Here is an 18,633-nt window from a genome sequence, read left to right as displayed (position 1 = left end):
AATTGCACCGGGCCATGGCGCGGCCCGGTGGCAGCTCGTCCGATTTCGACCTCAACCCCGAGTTTCGCCTGCCGCCCGGGCGGGAGCTTCGCCCCGCTGCCGTGCTGGTCGCGGTGCGCCGGACCGCGTCGGGGCCCGAACTGATTCTGACCAAGCGGTCTTCGCGGCTGCGTCACCACCCCGGGCAGATCGCCCTGCCGGGCGGCAAGCAGGACCCCGAGGATGCCGATCCGATCGCCGCCGCCCTGCGCGAGGCCCATGAGGAGATCAACCTCCACAGCGGGTGCCTTGATGTCGTCGGCACCATGCCTCTGCACGAGACGGTGACCGGTTTCTCGGTGACCCCGGTGGTTGCGATCCTGCACCGGGATTTCGCCTGTGTGCCCGAGGCGGGGGAGGTGGACGAGGTCTTCGCCGTACCGCTGGCCCATGTCCTCGACCCGGCAAATTACGCTGTGCAGTCGCGGATCTGGCAAGGGCGCGAGCGGCGCTATTACACCGTTCCCTATGGGCCCTACTATATCTGGGGCGCCACGGCCCGGATCCTGCGCTCCCTGGCCGATCGGGCCGCGCCATGACGCGGCTTGATGCCCCCTGGATGCGCGATCCCGGCGCCCTTCGGGTGATGGGGGCGTTGGCGGACGGGGGCAAGCGGGCCTGGTTCGTGGGCGGCTGTGTGCGCAACACGCTTCTGGGCGCGCCCGTGGGCGACATCGATATAGCAACTGACGCCACCCCCGCGCAGGTCAGCGACCTGGCCGCCCGCGCCGGTCTGAAGCCGGTGCCCACGGGGGAGGATCACGGCACCATCACCGTGGTGGCCGAGGGCGCGGGATACGAGGTCACGACCCTGCGCAGGGATGTGGCCACCGACGGCCGGCGCGCGGTCGTCGCCTTTTCGACCGACATTGCCGAGGATGCCCGGCGCCGCGACTTCACCATGAACGCCCTTTACGCCGGGCCCGACGGCACCATTTTTGACCCGGTCGGGGGCATGGCCGACCTTCGGGCGCGCCGTTTCCGCTTTATCGGCGAGCCGCAGCAGCGCATCCGCGAGGATTTTCTGAGGATCCTGCGCCTTTTTCGTTTTCACGCATGGTATGGCGACCCCGCCCAAGGGATCGACCCCGAGGGGCTTGCCGCCGCGGCCGAGCTTGCCGACGGGCTGGAGCAGCTTTCGCGCGAAAGGGTGGGGGGTGAGTTGATGCGCCTGCTTGGCGCCCCCGATCCCGCGCCCTCGGTCGCCACCATGCAGCAGGCCGGTATCCTATCACGCGTGCTACCCGGCGCCGACGCCCGGCAACTTGCCCTGTTGGTGCACCTGGAAGGGACGGCTGGGCAGGGCCCGGACGCCGTCCGCCGCCTTGCCCTGATCGCGGACGAGGACGGCGCTGGCACCCTGCGGCTGAGCCGCGCTGACAGCCGCCGACATGCCCTTCTGCGGGATCTGGCCGGGCGGGGCAGTGCGCCCGCCGCCGATGCTTATCGCCATGGCGCGCAGGCAGCGTTGGATGCGTCCCTGATCCGGGCGGCGATGCTGGAATCACCCCTGCCCGCCGACCTCGCCGACAAGGTGGCGGAGGGCGGCAATGCCCGCTTCCCCGTCTCGGCCCAGGACTTGATGCCCGCCTATTCCGGTGCTGCGCTGGGCCAGCGCCTGCACCAGCTGGAGGAGGCCTGGATCGCCTCGGGCTTCACCCTGGGGCGAGAGGCGCTGCTGGCGCTGGACTGAGGGGCGGGATCCTCTGGCGCGGCCCTTAGCGCGCCCGACCGTGGCAAATGCACCCGTCGCGGGCTATATCCTGCATCACCCCGTAAAGGTTCCACAGATGCCCCCAATCCACACCAATCCCTTGCCGCGGCCAGCCGACGGTCGCCGCCCATGAGGATCGCGAACCTCATCGACGCCTTCCGCCCCGCGGACGGCCCGCCGCCCGAGACCCTGCGCGCCTTCATGTTCTGGTGCCTCAAGGGGGCCTTGCCGATCCTGGCGCTGGCGGGGCTTTTGTCGGCGGGGGCCGGAACGCTGGAGGTGGTGACGGCCATCCTGTTGGGGCAGGTGATCGACCTGGCGCTGGCCTCGGATCCCAAGGGGTTCTTCGTGGACAATTGGCTCTTCCTGCTGGGTTTTGCCGGGTTCTTCATGGTGCTGCGGCCGCTTCTCTTCGGGCTTTCGGCGGCGGCGAACTCGATCGTGGTGGGGCCCAACATCAACCCGCTGGTGCTGTCGCGCCTGCACCGTTGGACCCTTGGACAATCGGTGACCTTCTTCGACGACGACTTCGCGGGCCGCATCGCGCAGAAACAGATGCAGACCGCCCGCGCCGTCACCGATGTCACGGTCGAGACGGTCAACGTGGTGTTTTTCGCGCTGGCCTCGTTGATCGGCTCGGCCCTGCTGCTGACCACGATCGACTGGCGGGTGGCGCTGATGCTGCTGATCTGGCTGGGGGGCTACTTCGCGCTGATCGTGTGGTTCATGCCGCGTGTGCGCAAGCGTTCGGCGGCGCGGGCGGGGGCGCGGGCCATGGTCTCGGGGCAGGTGGTCGACACCATCACCAACATCAAGACGGTCAAGCTGTTCGCCCATGACGATCACGAGGATCGCGCGGCGCTGGGCGCGATGCACAGTTTCCGCGACAAGGCGCTGCATTTCGGGCGGCTGGCGGCGGGCTTCCGGTTCTCGCTGATGGCGATCGCGGGGATCCTGCCGGTGCTTCTGATCGGGGGCACGGTCTATTTGTGGTCCCAGGGCAGCGCCACGGCCGGCGACATCACTGCCGCCGGTGCCATCGCGATCCGAATTTCGCAGATGACCGGCTGGGTCAGTTTCACACTGATGGCGATGTATTCCAACGTCGGCGAGGTCGAGGACGGAATGCGCACCCTGGCCCGCCGCGACCGGATCAAGGATGCCCCGAACGCCACGCCGCTGGGCGCGGGCGGCCCCATCACGTTCGAGCGGGTCGATTTCGCCTATGGCCGGCGCGCGGGCGGCATCCAGGGCGTGGACCTGGCCATCGCCGAGGGCGAGAAGCTGGGCATTGTCGGCGCCTCGGGCGCCGGGAAATCAACCCTGGTGGCGCTTTTGCTGCGCCTCTACGACCCCGAGAGGGGCCGCGTCCGCATCGGCGGCCGCGACATCCGCGAGGTGACGCAGGACAGCCTGCGCCGTCACATCGGGATGGTCACGCAGGAAACGGCGATGTTCAACCGCTCGGCCCGTGCCAACATCCTTTACGGCCGCCCCGACGCCTCGGAGGACGAGATGATCGAGGCCGCCCGCCGCGCCGAGGCCCACGAGTTCATCACCGGCCTTTGCGACCATGCCGGGCGGCGCGGTTATGACGCCCATCTCGGTGAGCGGGGGGTGAAGCTGTCGGGCGGGCAGCGCCAGCGCATCGCCCTGGCCCGCGCCATCCTCAAGAACGCCCCCATCCTGGTTCTGGACGAGGCGACATCGGCACTGGATTCCGAGGTCGAGGCGTCGATCCAGACCGCGCTGGAACGGGTGATGGAGGGCAAGACCGTGATCGCCATCGCGCACCGGCTGTCGACGTTGGCCCGGATGGACCGGATCGTTGTCATGCAGGACGGGCGCATCGCCGAAGAGGGGGATCACGCAAGCCTGTTGGCGCAGAACGGCCTTTACGCGCGGTTCTGGAACCGGCAATCGGGGGGCTTCATCGGCATGGACGACGACGTGCCGGATGAAGAGGGGGCCAATGGGATCGACGCGCAGGTGGGCGATCCGGCGGTCGACCGGGTAGATGCCGGCGCGTGACGATGCGCGGCGGGACGAGGCAGGAAGTAGCGTACGAATGACAGAGTTTGTGATCGAACGGCTGGGCCATCATGGCGACGGCATCGCCGAGGGGCCGGTTTTCGTGCCGCGCAGCCTGCCTGGCGAACGGGTCGAGGGCCGGCTTGAGGACGACCGCCTGGAGGGGATGCGCATCCTTCATCCCTCGGACCGGCGGGTGGCGCCGCCCTGCGTGCATTTCAAACGCTGCGGCGGCTGCGCCCTTCAGCATGCCGATGACGCCTTCGTCGCGGACTGGAAGGCCGATGTCGTGCGGCAGTCTCTGCTGGCGCGGGATCTTCCGGCGCCGATCCGGGGGATCCACACCTCTCCACCCAACTCCAGGCGGCGGGCGACCCTGACGGCGCGACGCACGAAATCGGGTCTTCTGCTGGGGTTTCACGCCCGCGGCTCGGACGTGGTGGTGGACATCCCCGGTTGTCAGCTTCTGACACCCGGGCTGATGGCTGCCCTGCCGGCCGTGCGTGAGATCGTGCCGCTGGGGGCTTCGCGCAAGGGCGAGATGTCGATCACCATGACCGAGACGGAGTCGGGTGCGGACCTGGCGTTCCGGGGTGGCAAGCCCGCCGACGGCGCCCTGCGGATGCGTCTGGGCGAGTTGACTGGTCAGCACCGCCTGGCCCGCTTGTCGTGGAACGACGAGATCATCGCCGAGCGTGAACGCCCGCTGCTGAGCCTGGGCCGCGCCCGGGTGGCGATGCCGCCGGGCGCCTTCCTGCAGGCCACGCTTGAGGGTCAGGCTGCCTTGCAAGCGCTGGTCGCCGAGGCTGTGGGCGATGCGCGCGAGGTGGCGGATCTGTTCGCCGGCATGGGCACCTTCGCCCTGCCGCTGGCCGAGCGCGCCCGCGTCACCGCCGTCGAGGGGGACGAGGCATTGCTGGCGGCGATGGACCGGGGCTGGCGCGAGGCGCAGGGGCTTCGCCCGCTGAAGACCCTGCAAAGGGACCTGTTCCGCCGCCCGCTGCTGCCGGACGAGTTGGCCGGGTTCGATGCCGTGGTGCTGGACCCGCCCCGCGCCGGCGCAGCGGCCCAAGTCGCCGAGATCGCGCGCGCTCGGGTGCCGGTGGTGGCCTATGTCTCGTGTAACCCGGTGACCTTCGCCCGCGACGCGGCGGTGCTGGTTGCGGGGGGATATGTCCTTGAGCGGGTCGACGTGGTGGACCAATTCCGCTGGTCGGCACATGTCGAACTTGCGGCCCGCTTCGCGTTGGGCCATCCCCCGGGCTGATCGCCCAGGCTAACCCCCGGCGCGGAAACCAACGAATGCGCGGACCAGAGGCATTGAGAAGCGAATGAGAGAACGTCTGAAGGCATGGATGGAACGCGCCGACGTGCGCAACGCCATCATCGGTGTCATCATCTTCAACGCCATCCTGCTGGGGCTTGAGACCTCCGAGACGGTGATGGCCAGTTTCGGCGGGGTAATCCGGGCGCTGGATGCGGCATGTCTGGCCGTCTTCGTTGCCGAGATCGTCGCCAAGATGATCGCCTACGGGCGCGATTTCCCGCGTTCGGGCTGGCGAATCTTCGATTTCTTCATCGTCGGCATCTCGATCGTGCCCGGCGCGCAAAGCCTGTCGGTGCTGCGCGCCCTGCGGATCCTGCGGGTTCTGCGGGTGGTGTCGGTCGCCCCCCGCCTGCGCCGCGTGGTCGAGGGGTTCCTGGCGGCGCTGCCGGGGATGGGATCGGTGTTTCTGCTGACGGGGCTGATCTTCTACATCGGCTCGGTGATGGCGACGAACATCTTCGGAGAGGCCTTCCCCGAGTGGTTCGGCAGCCTTGGCCGCTCGGGCTATTCACTGTTCCAGATCATGACGCTGGAAAGCTGGTCGATGGGCATGGTCCGCCCCATCATGGAGGTCTACCCCTGGGCCTGGGCCTTCTTCGTGCCCTTCATCCTGATCACGACATTCGCGGTCGTGAACCTGGTGGTCGGTCTCATCGTCAACTCGATGCAGGACGCCCACCACGAAGAGGACAACGCCCGCACCGACGCCCACCGCGACGAGGTGGTGGCGCGGCTTGCGGCGATCGAGCAGAAGCTGGACCGCCTGCCCTGATATTCCTGCCACGGCCGGCCCGGAACGCGGTGTCGCGGGGGCCGCGCCCCCTAGTCGGGTCGTGGTGATTTTTGTATGCTCGGGCCCAGGCAAGCAGAGCAGGCAAAAAAATGAAAATCCTGAAAATCCTGGCCGTGCTGGGTCTGATGGCAGTCGTCGCCGGCTGTTCCAAGTTCCAGACCTACACCGGCCCCGAAGTCACCCGCGTCGCGGTCTTCAAGTCATCGCGCAGCATCGTCCTTTACAGCGGAGAGCAGGTCCTCGAGGCGTTCAGGATGGAGCTGGGATTCGCCCCCGACGGCCCGAAGGAGTTCGAAGGCGACGGAAAGACCCCGGAGGGGCGCTATTTCATCGACAGGCGCAATCCCAACAGCAGCTATCACCTGTCGTTGGGCATCTCCTACCCGAACCAGGACGACCGCGCGCGCGCAAGCTCGATGGGCAAAAGCCCCGGCGGCGACATCTTCATCCACGGCCAGAAGAACCTGTTCTTCAAGGGCGGGGATGACTGGACCGCCGGATGCATCGCCGTGACCAACCGCGAGATCGAAAAGATCTATGCCATGGTCCGCGACGGCACCCCGATCGACATCTACCCCTGAAACAGGGTTTGATCTAAACGCGAAAGGGCCGGGCGATGACGCCCGGCCCTTTGCATTTGTCCCGATGGGGACGAATCAGGTCGTTCAGAAGGCCGCCGTCGCGCTGGGCGATGCGGTGATGCGGGCCGGCGGGGTGCCGGGGTCGCCCAGCACCAGGGTCCACCAGATCTTGCCGTTGGTCTCTTGGTAGTAGGCAAAGCCCATGTCGCGGGCTGCGGGATCCAGGATCACCTCGCGGGTGCCCTCTTCCTCCATCCAGGCGGCCAGGGTCTCGACCTCGGTCTCGAAGGTTTCCGAGATGGCCTCTCCCTTCAGGGTGCCGGTGTAGCCGACGCGGGCAGCCCGCTCCAGCGGCGAGGAGCCGTCCGAGCCGAAGTGCCAGGGACGATTCTGGACGCTCATGTCGCGCGAGTGGGTCGCGGCGGCGGCGTTGAGCTGGGCGTTGAGCACGACCGGCGAAACGCCGGCGGCCTGACGCAGGGCGTTGACCGAATCCAGCATGCGAAGCTGGACCTTGTCGGAGTTGCCGGCAGGCAGGCGATAGACCTTGCCGACCTTGGTCGTGCCGTCCGCGGCGACGAAGGTCGTCTGGGAGCAGGCGGCGAAAAACAGTGTAGGAAGCAGCAGCAGGGCGATTTTACGGATCATGGGACCACCGATCTTGAAATTGTCTGGATCTGCTGTAGCCGGAACCAGAACCGGATTCAAACGTTCGCACTCAGGGCCCTGCTGTCACCGGCGCACCATTTCAACAGATAAGTGCATTTTCGGGCCCATCTGACGCAATTGGGACTATTCGTGAGGGAAGCCATGACCGATCCGTCCAGACATTCGACCGTGAACCGCCGCGCCTTCGTGGCCGCGTCGGCCGCCACGGCCGGCCTGATCGCCTCTCCTGCGCTGGCGCAAAGCGCCGCCGGCCAGGCAGAGCAAGGGGTAGAGATCGCCCGCCACAACGTATCCAGCTTCAGATCGCTGGACTGGCGCCCCTATTTCAAAAGCCTGCGCAACGGCGCGGTGCTGGTCGATACGACCAGCCGGGTCGCGCATTACTGGTCCGAGGATCAGTCGGTCTACAAGCTTTACCCGACCAGTGTGCCGCTGTCCGAGGATCTGACCCGCCTGGGCCGCACCTCGGTCATCCGCAAGGTCGAGGGTCCTTCGTGGCGTCCGACCCCGGCGATGCGCCGGCGCAACCCCGAATGGCCCGAGTTCGTCGGCCCCGGCCCGGACAACCCGCTGGGCACCCATGCCCTCTATCTCAGCTGGCAGTATTACCGCATCCACGGCACCCACGACACGCGCAAGATCGGTCGGAAGTCGTCGAACGGCTGCATCGGCCTCTACAATCAGCACATCCAGGAGCTTTTCGCCCTGACCAAGGTGGGGACACAGGTGTTGCTAATTTGACGACAAAGGGCCGTGCCACCCTGTGTACGTTGAGCGATCCCATTGCAAAAGCATGGTGTTGTTGCTTAAACGAAAAAACGAGGTACAGACTTGGAACTTATCGCGGGTTTGTGAATTAGCCCAAGGTGAGTAAATTAATCGGAGGATCCAATGAAAAAAATCGCTCTCGCTGCTGCGTTCTCGGTTGCCGCTTCTACCGCTTTTGCCGGTAGCTATGTCGAGCCGATCATCGAGCCCGAAGTGATCGTTGAGGACACTTCGTCCTCCAGCGCCGGAATCGTCATTCCGCTGCTGCTTCTGGTTCTCGTCGCCGCTGCAACCAGCTAAGCGCGAGTCCTCAGGGACAGAACAATTAAAAGGCGGTGGGGTTCCACCGCCTTTTTTCATGCGCGGATCCCCTCTCAGGGCCGCGCTCGGGCGCGTCTGCGGCGCCCCCGATCACGCAGAACCTAGCCGATCCACCCTTCCAGGTTGCGGCGGATGACGCCCGACAGGGCCGCCACATGGGCCGCGTCGTCGTTGAGGCAGGGGATGTAGGTGAAGGATTCGCCGCCCGCGTGCTCGAAGCTTTCGCGGATCTCCTCGTTGATCTCCTCAAGCGTCTCGATGCAGTCGGCCGAGAAGGCCGGCGCGATGACGGCAATTCGCTTCTTGCCCTCGTCGGATGCCAGGCGCGCCACCTCTTCGACGGTGTAGGGCTTCAGCCATTCCTCGGGGCCGAACTTCGACTGGAAGGTCGTGCGCAGCTGGTCCGCGCCCCAGCCCAGCCGTTCGCGCAGCAGGCGCGTCGTCTTCTGGCATTGGCAATGATAGGGGTCGCCCTGGGTCAGGTAGCGTTCCGGCACACCGTGGTAGGAACAGACCAGAATATCGGGCTTTTTCTCCATCGCAGCATAGGCCCGCTCGACCGATTGGGCGAGGGCGTCGATATAGGCCGGATCGTCGAAATAGGGCGGCACCGTGCGGGCGGCGGGCTGCCAGATCGCCTTGGAAAGCGCGGCGAAGAAGGCATCGTTCGCGGTGGCAGAGGTGGCGCCCGCGTATTGCGGGTAAAGCGGGAAGAACAGGATCTTCTGGCAGCCGTCGGCGATCATCCGGTCCACCACCGAACGGGTCGAGGGGTTGCCATAGCGCATGCAGTATTCGACCTGCACCGCGTCACCGAAGCTGGCGGCCAGGTCCTGGCGGATCGCCTCGGTCTGGGCCTTGGTGATGGTGGCAAGCGGGCTTTCGTTCGCCTCGTTGTTCCAGATCGAGCGGTAGGCCGCCCCCGAGGTGAAGGGCCGCTTGGTCAGGATCACACCCTGCAGCAGCGGTTGCCACAGCCAGGGGGAATAGTCGATTACCCGGCGGTCGGACAGAAACTCGGACAGGTAGCGGCGCATCGACCAGTAATCATGCCCGTCGGGGGTGCCCAGGTTGGCCAGAAGCACGCCGATCCGGGCGGGCTTGATGCGCGGGTGATCGGCCGGGGCGTGGTTTGGGACGGTTCCTGCGGCGGCGGATTCCGCCTTGGCTGATGGCTGTTTGGCGCCCTCGGTCTGCTCACTCATCTACCTGTCCCCTTTCACTTTCCGTCATCCCGGCAGACTGCCCGTTCAACCCTTGGATGTCGATTGCATTCAATGCCTCGGCCAGGCTGTGGCTGGCCGATCCCGGCCGCGCTGGCCGGGGTTGCGAACTGTCCGGCCGCCAGGCGGTCAGGAACAGAATTTCGAAGGTTGCCAGCAGGCGCGGTGCCCCGTCCGGCGGCGTCCCGGTATCGGGAAAATGCTGCTGGTAGAGGGTCTGCGCCCGTTCGAACAGGGCGCGCCGCGTCGCGTGACGCAACCGCCCGGCAAGAGCGTTGGCCTCGCCCATCGCGCGCAGGTCGTGCATCAGCGCGGTCAGCGACGGGTAGCTGGCGCGGTGTTTTACCGCATCCGCCACCGGAAGGGCCAGGCCCGCCCGTTGCAACAGCCCGCCCATGTCGCGGATCTCGGCCATGGGCGAGACGCGGGGTGAAAGGCCCCCCGATAGGGCGATCTCGGCCTCGGCCAAGGTGCTGCGCAGCTCGGTCAGGGTCTCGCCGCCCGGCGCGGCGGCCAGGAACAGGCCGTCGGGCCGTAGCGCGCGGCCGCATTGGACGATCTGGCCGACCGGATCATTGGCAAGGTGCAGGGCCATGGCGTGGATCACCAGGTCGGCCTGCCCCTCGGCCACCTCCAGCGTGGCGGTATCCTCGATCACGCGGGCCCCGGGAAAGGCGGGCGCCCATGTCTCGGGATGGCCGGTCACGATCACGATGTCGGTAAAGGTTCTTTTAACCTCACTCAGCCTCTGCTGGATCTCGTCGATGGCGATGTCATGCAGGAACAGCGCGCCCGGGTCGCCGCTGTGCCGCGCGCGGTCGCGGTGAAGCCGGACGGCGGCGCGGTCGAAGATCTCGGGCGGTGCTGGCATGGGGGTCCTTGGCGAGGTTTGCGCATATCTAGAGGGAACGGGGACAAATGCAAATGCTGCTGCGCATGGTATACCCGCCCCTCTGCATCAGCTGTTCCGAGCCGGTCGAGAGCTATTTCGGCCTTTGCGGCCCCTGCTGGCGGGACACGCCCTTTGTCGAGGGGGTCGTCTGCGATCTGTGCGGCGCGCCGCTGCCCCCCGGGCCCGGCGGTGAGGAGGGGCGCGCCACCTGCGACGACTGTCTGCGCATTGCCCGGCCTTGGTCGCGGGGGCGCACGGCGCTGATTTATCGCGACAACGCGCGGCGGCTGGTTCTGGGCCTGAAACATGGGGATCGCCAGGATTTCGCCCGCCCGGCGGCGGCATGGATGGCACGGGGTGCGCGCCGGATGCTGGAAGGGGCGGCAGAGTCCCCGACCCTGGTTGTGCCGGTGCCCCTGCATTGGCGGCGCCTGCTGGCGCGGCGCTACAACCAGGCGGCGCTGCTGGCGCTGGGGCTGGGGCGAGAGCTGGACCTGCCGGTGGTCGCCGACCTGCTGCGCCGGGGGCGGGCCACACGCCAGCACCGGGGCCTGGATGCCCGCGAACGCTTTGCCAACATGCAGGGGGCGATCACGGTGACGCCGCGCCATCGGGCCCTCATCCGGGGGGCGCGGATCCTGCTGGTCGACGACGTGATGACCTCGGGGGCGACCCTGGCGGCGGCGGCCGAGGCGTGTCTTTCCGCCGGCGCGGCGGAAGTCTTCGTGCAGACCCTCGCACGCGTTGCGAAGGATGACTAAATCCCTATAGTTCCAACAAACCCCGAAGGGATCGGTCATGAAACCAGTCGAGATCTACACCTCGCCGCTTTGCGGCTTCTGTCACGCGGCAAAACGCCTTCTGAAGGGCAAGGGCGTGTCGTTCACCGAATACGACATCAGCCGCGACCCCGCCAAGCGCAAGGAAATGATGCAACGCGCCAACGGGCGGCACACGGTGCCTCAGATCTTCATCGGCGACACCCATGTCGGCGGCTCGGACGAGCTGCATGCGATGGAACGGTCTGGCAAGCTTGACCCGATGCTGGCGGCCTGACCATGCGTGTCGGGCTCTGTCAGCTGAACGCGTCTGACGCGCCCCCCGAAAACCTGGAACGCACGCTCGAGATGCTGCGCCAAGGGGTGGCACAGGGCGCGCGCTTCCTGCTGACGCCCGAGGTCACCAACTGCGTCTCGGCGGATCGGGACCATCAGCGCCGCGTCCTTTCCACCGAGGAGGATGACGCGACGCTGACCGCGATCCGGGCCTTTGCGCTGGAAAACTCGGTATGGATCCTGATCGGCTCACTCGCCCTGAAGACCGAGGATGCGGACGGGCGCTTTGCCAACCGATCGTTCCTTATCGGGCCAGATGGCGCCATCCGCGCCCGCTATGACAAGATCCATATGTTCGACGTGGCAATCTCGGACCGGGAATCCTACCGGGAATCGGCCGGGTTCCGGCCGGGCGCCCAGGCCGTGCTGGCGACGACTCCGTTCGGCAACCTCGGCCTGAGCATCTGCTACGACCTGCGCTTCCCGTCGCTTTACCGGGGCCTGGCCCAGGCCGGGGCCCAGATCCTGACCGTCCCCTCGGCCTTCTCGCCCGTCACCGGCGAGGCCCATTGGGAGGTGCTTTTGCGCGCCCGCGCGATCGAGAACGGTGCCTTCGTCCTGGCGCCGGCCCAGACCGGCACACACCGCGCCAGCGAAGGACGGGCAAGGCGGACCCACGGTCACTCGATGGTCGTGGCCCCCTGGGGCGAGGTTCTTCTGGATGCCGGAACCGAGCCGGGCGTCCACGTGCTGGACATCGACCTTGCCGCCGTGACCGAGGCGCGCCAGCGCGTGCCCTCGCTGGAGCATGACCGCGATTTCGGCCCGGTCGAGGAGTGAGAGCGCGGGGATGAACGACGAATCCGCCTCTCTCGCCGTGGCGCTGTTCAGCGAGATCTTCTCGGCCGATCAGCTTGCGCGCAACCGCATCAGCAAGGTTCTTCCCAAAGGGATGGAGCTGTCGCATTTCTCGGTGCTGAACCACCTTGCCCGCAGTCAGGCAGAGCGGACGCCGGCCCAGCTTGCCCGCAGCTTTCACGTCACCAAGGGCGCGATGACCAACACGCTGAACAAGCTGGAATGGGCCGGCCACGTCCATATCCGCCCCGACTGGGAGGATGCGCGGCGCAAGTTCGTGGGCATCAGCCCCTCGGGCATCAAGGCCCGCGACGCCGCACTGGAAACCATCGTGCCCCTGATCGACGAGGTCGTACAGGAAATCGGCGCCGACAAGGTGCGCGCAGCCCTGCCTGTTCTGCGCGAACTGCGCTCGCGGCTGGGCGACATCGGCTGAGGCTTGCCGCCGGATCGGCCCGGATTACCCGCCGGGCCGTAGGCTGGTCGTGACGTAGTTCACCGACAGATCCCGGTCCGACAAGGACCAGTCCCACAGGGCGAAGTTGAAGACGAACCCCTTGCGGTCCACAGGTTCGAACCCTGCCTGGCGCAGCAGGTCGTAAAGCTCGTCCGGGGTGATGAACTTGCTCCACTCATGGGTGCCGCGCGGCAGCCACCGCATCACCTGCTCGGCGCCGACGATGGCAAAGAGGAAGGATTTCGGGTTCCGGTTGAGGGTCGAGCAGACCATCACCCCCCCGGGCCTGAGCAGCGCGTGACAGGCCCGCAGGTAGGCGGCGGGATCGGAGACATGCTCGATCACCTCCATGTTGAGGACGGCATCGAATGTCTCGCCGGCCTCGGCCATGGCCTCGGCGGTGGTGTGACGATAGTCGATATCCAGCCCCGATTGGGCGGCATGGACCTGGGCGACGGGGATGTTGCGCTCGGCCGCGTCGGCGCCGACGACCTCGGCGCCCAGCCGGGCCATGGGTTCCGACAGCAGCCCGCCGCCGCACCCGATATCCAGGATCCGCAGCCCCTCGAAGGGGCGCGGCACCGACAGGTCGCGGCCGTATTCCGCCGCGATCTGCCGCGTGATGTAGTCCAGCCGGCAGGGGTTGAGCATGTGCAGCGGCTTGAACTTGCCGGACGGGTCCCACCACTCGGCCGCCATGGCCTCGAACTTGGCGACCTCGGACGGGTCGATGGTGTTGCCGGTGCCCGATTGGCTGCCCGGGCCGGTCTTCGGGTTCGCCCGGGGGCCCGTGTCTGGACCAGTGCTTGGATCGCTTGGCATGGACATCTGACCTCCGAGTTGCAAATGTTGGGCAAGGGCCGCGCCTGCGGCCTCCCCCTCGCCGCCTATATAGGTCGTATATGGACAAGTCTTCGAGCCAAAATCGCGCGTATCAGCATCTCTATCCACTGATCGACCCGTTCGACCAGAAGATGCTGAACGTCGGCGACGGCCATCGAATCTATGTCGAGCAGTGCGGAAACCCCCAGGGCGTGCCCGTGGTGGTGCTTCACGGCGGGCCCGGTGGCGGGTGCAGCCCCACGATGCGCCGCTATTTCGACCCTGCGGTCTATCGCATCATCCTGTTCGATCAGCGCGGCTGCGGACGCTCGCGTCCCCATGCCAGCGTCACGGCAAACACCACCTGGCATCTGGTGCGCGACATCGAGACCATCCGCGAGCGGCTGGACATCGACCGCTGGATCGTCTTCGGCGGGAGCTGGGGCGCGACTCTGGCCCTGGCCTATGCCGAAACGCATCCCGACCGTGCCGCCTTCCTGGCGCTGCGCGGCGTCTTCCTGATGACCAGGTCCGAGCTTGATTGGTTCTATGGCGGTGGCGCGGGGCATTTCTGGCCCGATCTCTGGGCGGATTTCCTGAGCCTTCTGCCCGAGGCCGAGCGGGGCGATCCCATCGCCGGCTATAACCGGCGCCTTTTCTCGGGGGACCTGACCACCGAGATCCGGTTCGGCCGGGCTTGGGCCGCCTGGGAAAACGCGCTGGCCTCGATCAACTCGGACGGGCGGGGCGGGGAAAGCCCGCCCGAATATGCGCGCGCCTTCTCGCGGCTGGAGAATCACTATTTCATCAACGGCGGCTTCTTCGAGGCCGACGGCCAGCTGCTGGACAACATCGGCCTGCTGCGCAACACGCCCGCGGCGGTTGTGCAGGGACGGTACGACATGATCTGCCCGCCGCGCGCCGCCTATGACCTGGCCAGCGCGATGCCGATGGCGCGTCTGCACATGGTGACCCGGGCAGGACATGCCCTGTCCGAGCCGGGGATCAGCGCCGAACTGGTGCGCGTGATGGACGGGCTGCGCGACGATCTGGGCGCGCTGGGTCTCGCGACACACGCATAAGTTGCGCGCGATTTTTCTTATCAACCGGATCTCCCCGTTAAGCGTCTGAAATCCGGTCTGTGGCAATGGCAACCGACAACCGAGGGTTTACAGCAGGCGCGGGTTCGCTACGCTGTCCGCAACTGTAACCGGTCGGAGTGGCGCCTGGGTGAGTACCCTGTTCAGAATAATCCTGCAGCGACTGCTACTCGGACTTCTGACTCTTCTGATCGTGTCGATCGTGATCTTCGCCGCAGTGAACATGCTGCCCGGCGACTTTGCGGAGGCGGTGCTGGGCCAGGGCGCGACCGAGGAGGCGGTAACCGCCATCCGCCGTGACCTGGGTCTCGATCAGCCGCCGGTGACACGCTACCTCGAATGGCTGGGCGGCGCGTTGCAGGGGGACCTGGGCACCAGCTTTGCCAAGGCGAACTTCGCTTCCTTCGTGGGGGCCGACGCGGGTTCGGGCCTGGACACGGTGGCCGCGCAGATCGCGCCGCGTTTTGCCAACACCCTGTTCCTGGCCGGCGTCTCGGCCGCCATCGCGGTGCCGGTCTCCCTCATCCTGGGGGTGCTGGCCGCGCTTTACCGGAACACGCTTTTCGACAAGGCCACGAATATCTTTACCCTCTCGGCCATCTCCAGCCCCGAGTTCTTCCTGGCCTATATCCTGATCCTCTTCCTCGCGGTCCTGAACCCGGTCTTGCCGAGCCTGTCGAACATCTACCAGGGCATGAGTTTTGCCGAGCGTCTGGACCGCACGCTGCTGCCGGCACTGACGCTGACGCTGGTGGTCACGGCCCACATGATGCGCATGACCCGCGCCGCCATCATCAACCTGCTGGCCAGCCCCTATATCGAGATGGCGCGCCTGAAGGGCCTGTCGCCCCTGCGGGTGATCGTGGTCCACGCCCTGCCCAACGCGCTGGCGCCGATCATCACCGTGATCGCGCTGAACCTGGCCTACCTGATTACCGGCGTCGTCGTGGTCGAGGTGGTCTTCGTCTACCCCGGGATCGGGCAGCTTTTCGTCGACAGCGTCAAGATCCGTGACATCCCCGTGGTCCAGGCTTCGTGTCTGATCTTCGCAGGGGCCTACATCCTTCTGAACCTGGTGGCGGACATCATGTCGATCCTGTCCAACCCGCGCCTGAGGCATCCCAAGTGAGCGGCTGGATGATCATTCCTCTGGCCCTGGCGCTGGGCCTTCTGGTGGCGCCGCTGGTGCGCTGGTCCGGCCGCCGCCTCAGCGGGGACGCGCCTTATTGGCGCGACATGCCCTATGGGGCCGCCTACGGCTATGTGCTGGCGGCGCTGGCGCTGGCGGGTTCGGCGTGGCTTTACTTCGTCAACGGCAACGTCTTCTTCCGCTGGGGGGTGCAGGGCTTCATCGCCTTCGCCATCGCGGCCTATCTCTTCCGACTGGCGGGGCGGCACATCGGCACCGGCTGGAGCCGTCGCCAGTTCCGCAAGATGCCGCTGACCGCCAGCTTCGGCATCCTGACGATCCTGGTCTACGCAGTTGTCGCGATCTTCGCCCAATGGCTGGCCCCCTATGGCCAGGAAGAGATCCTGGCCCGTGCCAACCTGGTGCCCGGGGGAGACCCGGCGTTGGGCGGCGATCCGGGCTTTCCGCTGGGCACCGACCAGATCGGGCGCGACATCCTCAGCCGCCTGATCTACGGCGCCCAGAACACGGTCGGCATCGCCTTCGCAACCACCTGCCTTGCCTTCCTGCTGGGCGGCACGCTGGGGTTCCTCGCGGCGACGCTGGGCGGCTGGCTGGATCAGCTCCTGTCGCGGTTGATGGATGTGCTGATGGCGATCCCGGCGCTGATCTTCGCGCTTTTGCTGATGACCATCGCCTCGGCCTGGGCGGGATCCGAGCGCGGATTGCTGACCCTCTACATGGTGGTCATCATCGCGGTGATCGATTCCACCCGCGTCTTCCGGCTGTCGCGGGCGGTGGGGCTGAACATCGTCGTCATGGACTATATCGAGGCCGCGCGCCTGCGCGGGGAGGGGCTGAGGTATCTGGTCTTCCGTGAGATCCTGCCGAACGCCACCGCGCCCCTGCTGGCCGAGTTCGGCCTGCGCTTCTGCTTCGTCTTCCTGACGATTGCGTCGCTGTCCTTCCTGGGGGTCGGGATCCAGCCGCCGCTGGCCGACTGGGGAACGATGGTGCGCGACCTGTCGCAATTCATCAACTACGCCGCCTTCGTGCCGCTTGCCGCCTCGGTCCCGCTGCTGGCGGCGGGGGCGATCGCACTTTTGACGGTGGCGGTGAACTTCGTGGTGGACTGGATGCTGCACCGATCCTCGGGGTTGAAGGAATGAGCGCGCCCCTGCTGAAAATACGCGATCTGTGGATCGAGGGGCGCTCGGACGAGACGTGGAATCCGATCATCAACGGGGTGAACCTGGACCTGCACCGGGGCGAGGTGCTGGGCCTGATCGGCGAGTCGGGGGCCGGCAAGTCGACCCTGGGCCTGGCCGCGATGGGCTTCACCCGCGACGGCGTGCGCATCCGCAAGGGCTCGGTCGAATTCGACGGGATCGAACTGGTGAAGGCGCCGGCGGCGACCCGGCGCAGTCTGCTGGGCAAGCGCATCGCCTACGTCGCCCAGTCGGCGGCGGCCTCGTTCAACCCCGCGCACCGGCTGATCGACCAATATGCCGAGGCGCCGGTGCAGCACGGGGTCATGGGGCGCAAGGAAAGCCAGGCCGACGCGGTCGAGCTTTATCGCCGTCTGCGCCTGCCCGACCCCGAGGAGATCGGTTTCCGCTACCCGCACCAGGTATCGGGCGGTCAGTTGCAGCGGGCGATGACCGCTATGGCCATGTCCAGCCGCCCCGACCTCATCATCTTCGACGAGCCGACGACCGCGCTGGACGTGACCACCCAGATCGAGGTGCTGGCGGCGATCCGCGACATCGTCGAGCAGTTCGATACCGCCGCGATCTACATCACTCACGATCTGGCCGTGGTTGCCCAGATGGCCGACCGCATCAAGGTCCTGTTGCGCGGCGACGAGGTCGAAGAGGCCGAAACCCGCGAGATGCTGGCCGACCCGAAAGAGGAATACACCCGCTCGCTCTGGGCGGTGCGGGCTTACAAGCGGCCCCAGAAACCGCTGGTGCCCCGCGGGCAGACGCCGCTTTTGCGGGTCGATGGTGTCTCGGCCTCCTACGGGCGCACGCCGGTTCTGCACAATGTCCATTTCGACATCCACGAGGGGCGCACCGTCGCCGTGGTTGGCGAGTCGGGATCGGGCAAATCGACGGCGGCGCGCTGCATCACGGGCCTTCTTCCGCCCACCGAAGGCACGATCGAGTTCATGGGAGAGGCGCTGCCTGCCGATTATCGCCGCCGCTCCAAGGATCAGCTTCGCCAGATCCAGATGATCTATCAGATGGCCGACACGGCGCTGAATCCGTCGAAGACGGTGGCACAGCTTATCGGGCGCCCGGTGCAATTCTACTCGGGCCTGCGGGGCAAGGCGCTGCGCGCCCGGGTCGACGACCTGCTGGAACAGATCGAGCTGGAGCCCGAGACCTACCGCGACCGGCTGCCGTCCGAGCTGTCGGGCGGCCAGAAACAGCGCGTCGGCATTGCCCGCGCCCTGGCCGCTGAGCCGCGGTTCATCATCTGCGACGAGGTGACGAGCGCCCTCGACCAACTGGTCGCCGAGGGCATCCTGCGCCTGCTGGCCAACCTTCAGGACAAGCTGGGCCTGAGCTACATGTTCATTACCCACGACCTGGCGACCGTTCGCGCCATCGCCGACGAGGTGGTGGTGATGAAGGAGGGCGAGGTCGTCGAACAGGGCGCCAAGGACGACATGTTCCGCCCGCCCCACCACGCCTATACCGACCTTCTGCTATCCTCTGTTCCGGAAATGGATCCCGATTGGCTGACCAACCTGCTGGCCGAACGCGGGGTCGGGAACATCGGCGAGGCGGCAACTGATAAGATGTAAGACGAATCGCCTCCGCCGGCCCCTGACGGGCGCCACTTCGGA

General features: G+C 66.7%; 20 protein-coding genes. 16 read left to right on the top strand and 4 right to left on the bottom strand.

The window, feature by feature from the left end:
• The first annotated feature begins 14 nt into the window (after positions 1–14).
• From CLV77_RS13320 to CLV77_RS13295, 6 genes are all read left to right on the top strand, one after another.
• Positions 15–578 carry a CoA pyrophosphatase gene (locus CLV77_RS13320; protein WP_244901599.1) on the top strand — a complete coding sequence of 188 codons (564 nt, stop codon included), beginning with the start codon at positions 15–17 and terminating at the stop codon, positions 576–578.
• Positions 575–1,732 (top strand): CCA tRNA nucleotidyltransferase, encoded by a 1,158-nt coding sequence (locus tag CLV77_RS13315; RefSeq protein WP_076979866.1) that lies wholly within the window; start codon positions 575–577, stop codon positions 1,730–1,732. Before CLV77_RS13320 ends, CLV77_RS13315 begins: the two co-directional genes overlap by 4 nt.
• Before the next feature lie 150 nt (positions 1,733–1,882).
• Entirely contained in the window at positions 1,883–3,784 is a 1,902-nt protein-coding gene (locus CLV77_RS13310) for an ABC transporter ATP-binding protein (protein WP_083707775.1), read from the top strand.
• A 37-nt stretch (positions 3,785–3,821) separates the two neighbouring features.
• Positions 3,822–5,051 carry a class I SAM-dependent RNA methyltransferase gene (locus CLV77_RS13305; protein ID WP_076979867.1) on the top strand — a complete coding sequence of 410 codons (1,230 nt, stop codon included), beginning with the start codon at positions 3,822–3,824 and terminating at the stop codon, positions 5,049–5,051.
• 64 nt (positions 5,052–5,115) lie between these two features.
• The gene (locus tag CLV77_RS13300; RefSeq protein WP_076979868.1) at positions 5,116–5,883 is read left to right on the top strand and encodes an ion transporter; all 768 of its coding nucleotides are present in this window, start codon (positions 5,116–5,118) and stop codon (positions 5,881–5,883) included.
• Between the two features lie 110 nt (positions 5,884–5,993).
• On the top strand, positions 5,994–6,485 hold the full coding sequence (locus CLV77_RS13295; protein WP_076979869.1) for a L,D-transpeptidase family protein: 492 nt from the start codon (positions 5,994–5,996) through the stop codon (positions 6,483–6,485).
• Positions 6,486–6,569: 84 nt separating this feature from the next.
• Here CLV77_RS13295 and dalA read toward each other — a convergent pair whose 3' ends face one another.
• Positions 6,570–7,133 (bottom strand): divisome-associated lipoprotein DalA, encoded by a 564-nt coding sequence (gene dalA, locus CLV77_RS13290; protein WP_076979870.1) that lies wholly within the window; start codon positions 7,131–7,133, stop codon positions 6,570–6,572.
• A gap of 162 nt (positions 7,134–7,295) precedes the next feature.
• Between dalA and CLV77_RS13285 the strand changes: the two genes are divergently transcribed.
• Positions 7,296–7,895 (top strand): L,D-transpeptidase, encoded by a 600-nt coding sequence (locus CLV77_RS13285; protein ID WP_076979871.1) that lies wholly within the window; start codon positions 7,296–7,298, stop codon positions 7,893–7,895.
• Positions 7,896–8,045: 150 nt separating this feature from the next.
• Positions 8,046–8,222 (top strand): hypothetical protein, encoded by a 177-nt coding sequence (locus tag CLV77_RS16545; RefSeq protein ID WP_100053131.1) that lies wholly within the window; start codon positions 8,046–8,048, stop codon positions 8,220–8,222.
• A gap of 122 nt (positions 8,223–8,344) precedes the next feature.
• On the opposite strand, the gene hemH is transcribed toward CLV77_RS16545, so the two are convergent.
• Both hemH and CLV77_RS13275 read right to left on the bottom strand, forming a co-directional pair.
• Complete coding sequence (gene hemH / locus CLV77_RS13280) at positions 8,345–9,448, bottom strand: ferrochelatase (RefSeq protein ID WP_076979872.1); 1,104 nt, start codon at positions 9,446–9,448, stop codon at positions 8,345–8,347.
• Positions 9,441–10,337, bottom strand: a complete 897-nt coding sequence (locus CLV77_RS13275) for a methyltransferase domain-containing protein (RefSeq protein ID WP_076979873.1) — start codon at positions 10,335–10,337, stop codon at positions 9,441–9,443. The genes hemH and CLV77_RS13275 overlap by 8 nt, the downstream gene beginning before the upstream one ends.
• A gap of 65 nt (positions 10,338–10,402) precedes the next feature.
• Here CLV77_RS13275 and CLV77_RS13270 point away from each other — a divergent pair, with 65 nt between their 5' ends.
• The 4 genes from CLV77_RS13270 to CLV77_RS13255 are packed head-to-tail and all read left to right on the top strand — an operon-like array spanning position 10,403 to position 12,707.
• A complete protein-coding gene (locus CLV77_RS13270) occupies positions 10,403–11,119 on the top strand; it encodes a ComFC family protein (RefSeq protein ID WP_236860984.1) in 717 nt (238 codons plus the stop codon).
• A gap of 37 nt (positions 11,120–11,156) precedes the next feature.
• Entirely contained in the window at positions 11,157–11,414 is a 258-nt protein-coding gene (gene grxC, locus CLV77_RS13265; protein ID WP_076979875.1) for a glutaredoxin 3, read from the top strand.
• Positions 11,415–11,416: 2 nt separating this feature from the next.
• Positions 11,417–12,253, top strand: coding sequence for a carbon-nitrogen hydrolase family protein (locus CLV77_RS13260; protein WP_076979876.1), 837 nt, complete (start codon positions 11,417–11,419; stop codon positions 12,251–12,253).
• Positions 12,254–12,263: 10 nt separating this feature from the next.
• Positions 12,264–12,707 (top strand): MarR family winged helix-turn-helix transcriptional regulator, encoded by a 444-nt coding sequence (locus CLV77_RS13255; protein WP_076979877.1) that lies wholly within the window; start codon positions 12,264–12,266, stop codon positions 12,705–12,707.
• Between the two features lie 24 nt (positions 12,708–12,731).
• On the opposite strand, the gene ubiG is transcribed toward CLV77_RS13255, so the two are convergent.
• Positions 12,732–13,550, bottom strand: coding sequence for a bifunctional 2-polyprenyl-6-hydroxyphenol methylase/3-demethylubiquinol 3-O-methyltransferase UbiG (gene ubiG / locus CLV77_RS13250; protein ID WP_083707915.1), 819 nt, complete (start codon positions 13,548–13,550; stop codon positions 12,732–12,734).
• 80 nt (positions 13,551–13,630) lie between these two features.
• Between ubiG and pip the strand changes: the two genes are divergently transcribed.
• From pip to CLV77_RS13230, 4 genes are all read left to right on the top strand, one after another.
• Positions 13,631–14,632 (top strand): prolyl aminopeptidase, encoded by a 1,002-nt coding sequence (gene pip, locus CLV77_RS13245; RefSeq protein ID WP_076979878.1) that lies wholly within the window; start codon positions 13,631–13,633, stop codon positions 14,630–14,632.
• A gap of 148 nt (positions 14,633–14,780) precedes the next feature.
• The gene (locus CLV77_RS13240; protein WP_076979879.1) at positions 14,781–15,779 is read left to right on the top strand and encodes an ABC transporter permease; all 999 of its coding nucleotides are present in this window, start codon (positions 14,781–14,783) and stop codon (positions 15,777–15,779) included.
• Positions 15,780–15,787: 8 nt separating this feature from the next.
• Entirely contained in the window at positions 15,788–16,948 is a 1,161-nt protein-coding gene (locus CLV77_RS13235; protein WP_076981090.1) for an ABC transporter permease, read from the top strand.
• The gene (locus tag CLV77_RS13230; RefSeq protein ID WP_076979880.1) at positions 16,945–18,591 is read left to right on the top strand and encodes an ABC transporter ATP-binding protein; all 1,647 of its coding nucleotides are present in this window, start codon (positions 16,945–16,947) and stop codon (positions 18,589–18,591) included. The genes CLV77_RS13235 and CLV77_RS13230 overlap by 4 nt, the downstream gene beginning before the upstream one ends.
• The last annotated feature ends 42 nt before the right edge of the window (positions 18,592–18,633 follow it).

The organism is Brevirhabdus pacifica (assembly GCF_002797755.1).
In the GTDB taxonomy this organism is placed as follows: Bacteria; Pseudomonadota; Alphaproteobacteria; order Rhodobacterales; family Rhodobacteraceae; genus Brevirhabdus; species Brevirhabdus pacifica.
This window is presented reverse-complemented; position numbering and strand designations above follow the sequence as displayed.

Excerpts from the sequence above, each read along its gene's own strand:
- CLV77_RS13320 (WP_244901599.1), top strand. The coding sequence starts at position 15 with ATGGCGCGGCCCGGTGGCAGCTCGTCCGATTTCGACCTCAACCCCGAG.
- CLV77_RS13315 (WP_076979866.1), top strand. The coding sequence starts at position 575 with ATGACGCGGCTTGATGCCCCCTGGATGCGCGATCCCGGCGCCCTTCGG.
- CLV77_RS13310 (WP_083707775.1), top strand. The coding sequence starts at position 1,883 with ATGAGGATCGCGAACCTCATCGACGCCTTCCGCCCCGCGGACGGCCCG.
- CLV77_RS13305 (WP_076979867.1), top strand. The coding sequence starts at position 3,822 with ATGACAGAGTTTGTGATCGAACGGCTGGGCCATCATGGCGACGGCATC.
- CLV77_RS13300 (WP_076979868.1), top strand. The coding sequence starts at position 5,116 with ATGAGAGAACGTCTGAAGGCATGGATGGAACGCGCCGACGTGCGCAAC.
- CLV77_RS13295 (WP_076979869.1), top strand. The coding sequence starts at position 5,994 with ATGAAAATCCTGAAAATCCTGGCCGTGCTGGGTCTGATGGCAGTCGTC.
- dalA (WP_076979870.1), bottom strand. The coding sequence starts at position 7,133 with ATGATCCGTAAAATCGCCCTGCTGCTGCTTCCTACACTGTTTTTCGCC.
- CLV77_RS13285 (WP_076979871.1), top strand. The coding sequence starts at position 7,296 with ATGACCGATCCGTCCAGACATTCGACCGTGAACCGCCGCGCCTTCGTG.
- CLV77_RS16545 (WP_100053131.1), top strand. The coding sequence starts at position 8,046 with ATGAAAAAAATCGCTCTCGCTGCTGCGTTCTCGGTTGCCGCTTCTACC.
- hemH (WP_076979872.1), bottom strand. The coding sequence starts at position 9,448 with ATGAGTGAGCAGACCGAGGGCGCCAAACAGCCATCAGCCAAGGCGGAA.
- CLV77_RS13275 (WP_076979873.1), bottom strand. The coding sequence starts at position 10,337 with ATGCCAGCACCGCCCGAGATCTTCGACCGCGCCGCCGTCCGGCTTCAC.
- CLV77_RS13270 (WP_236860984.1), top strand. The coding sequence starts at position 10,403 with ATGGTATACCCGCCCCTCTGCATCAGCTGTTCCGAGCCGGTCGAGAGC.
- grxC (WP_076979875.1), top strand. The coding sequence starts at position 11,157 with ATGAAACCAGTCGAGATCTACACCTCGCCGCTTTGCGGCTTCTGTCAC.
- CLV77_RS13260 (WP_076979876.1), top strand. The coding sequence starts at position 11,417 with ATGCGTGTCGGGCTCTGTCAGCTGAACGCGTCTGACGCGCCCCCCGAA.
- CLV77_RS13255 (WP_076979877.1), top strand. The coding sequence starts at position 12,264 with ATGAACGACGAATCCGCCTCTCTCGCCGTGGCGCTGTTCAGCGAGATC.
- ubiG (WP_083707915.1), bottom strand. The coding sequence starts at position 13,550 with ATGCCAAGCGATCCAAGCACTGGTCCAGACACGGGCCCCCGGGCGAAC.
- pip (WP_076979878.1), top strand. The coding sequence starts at position 13,631 with ATGGACAAGTCTTCGAGCCAAAATCGCGCGTATCAGCATCTCTATCCA.
- CLV77_RS13235 (WP_076981090.1), top strand. The coding sequence starts at position 15,788 with ATGATCATTCCTCTGGCCCTGGCGCTGGGCCTTCTGGTGGCGCCGCTG.
- CLV77_RS13230 (WP_076979880.1), top strand. The coding sequence starts at position 16,945 with ATGAGCGCGCCCCTGCTGAAAATACGCGATCTGTGGATCGAGGGGCGC.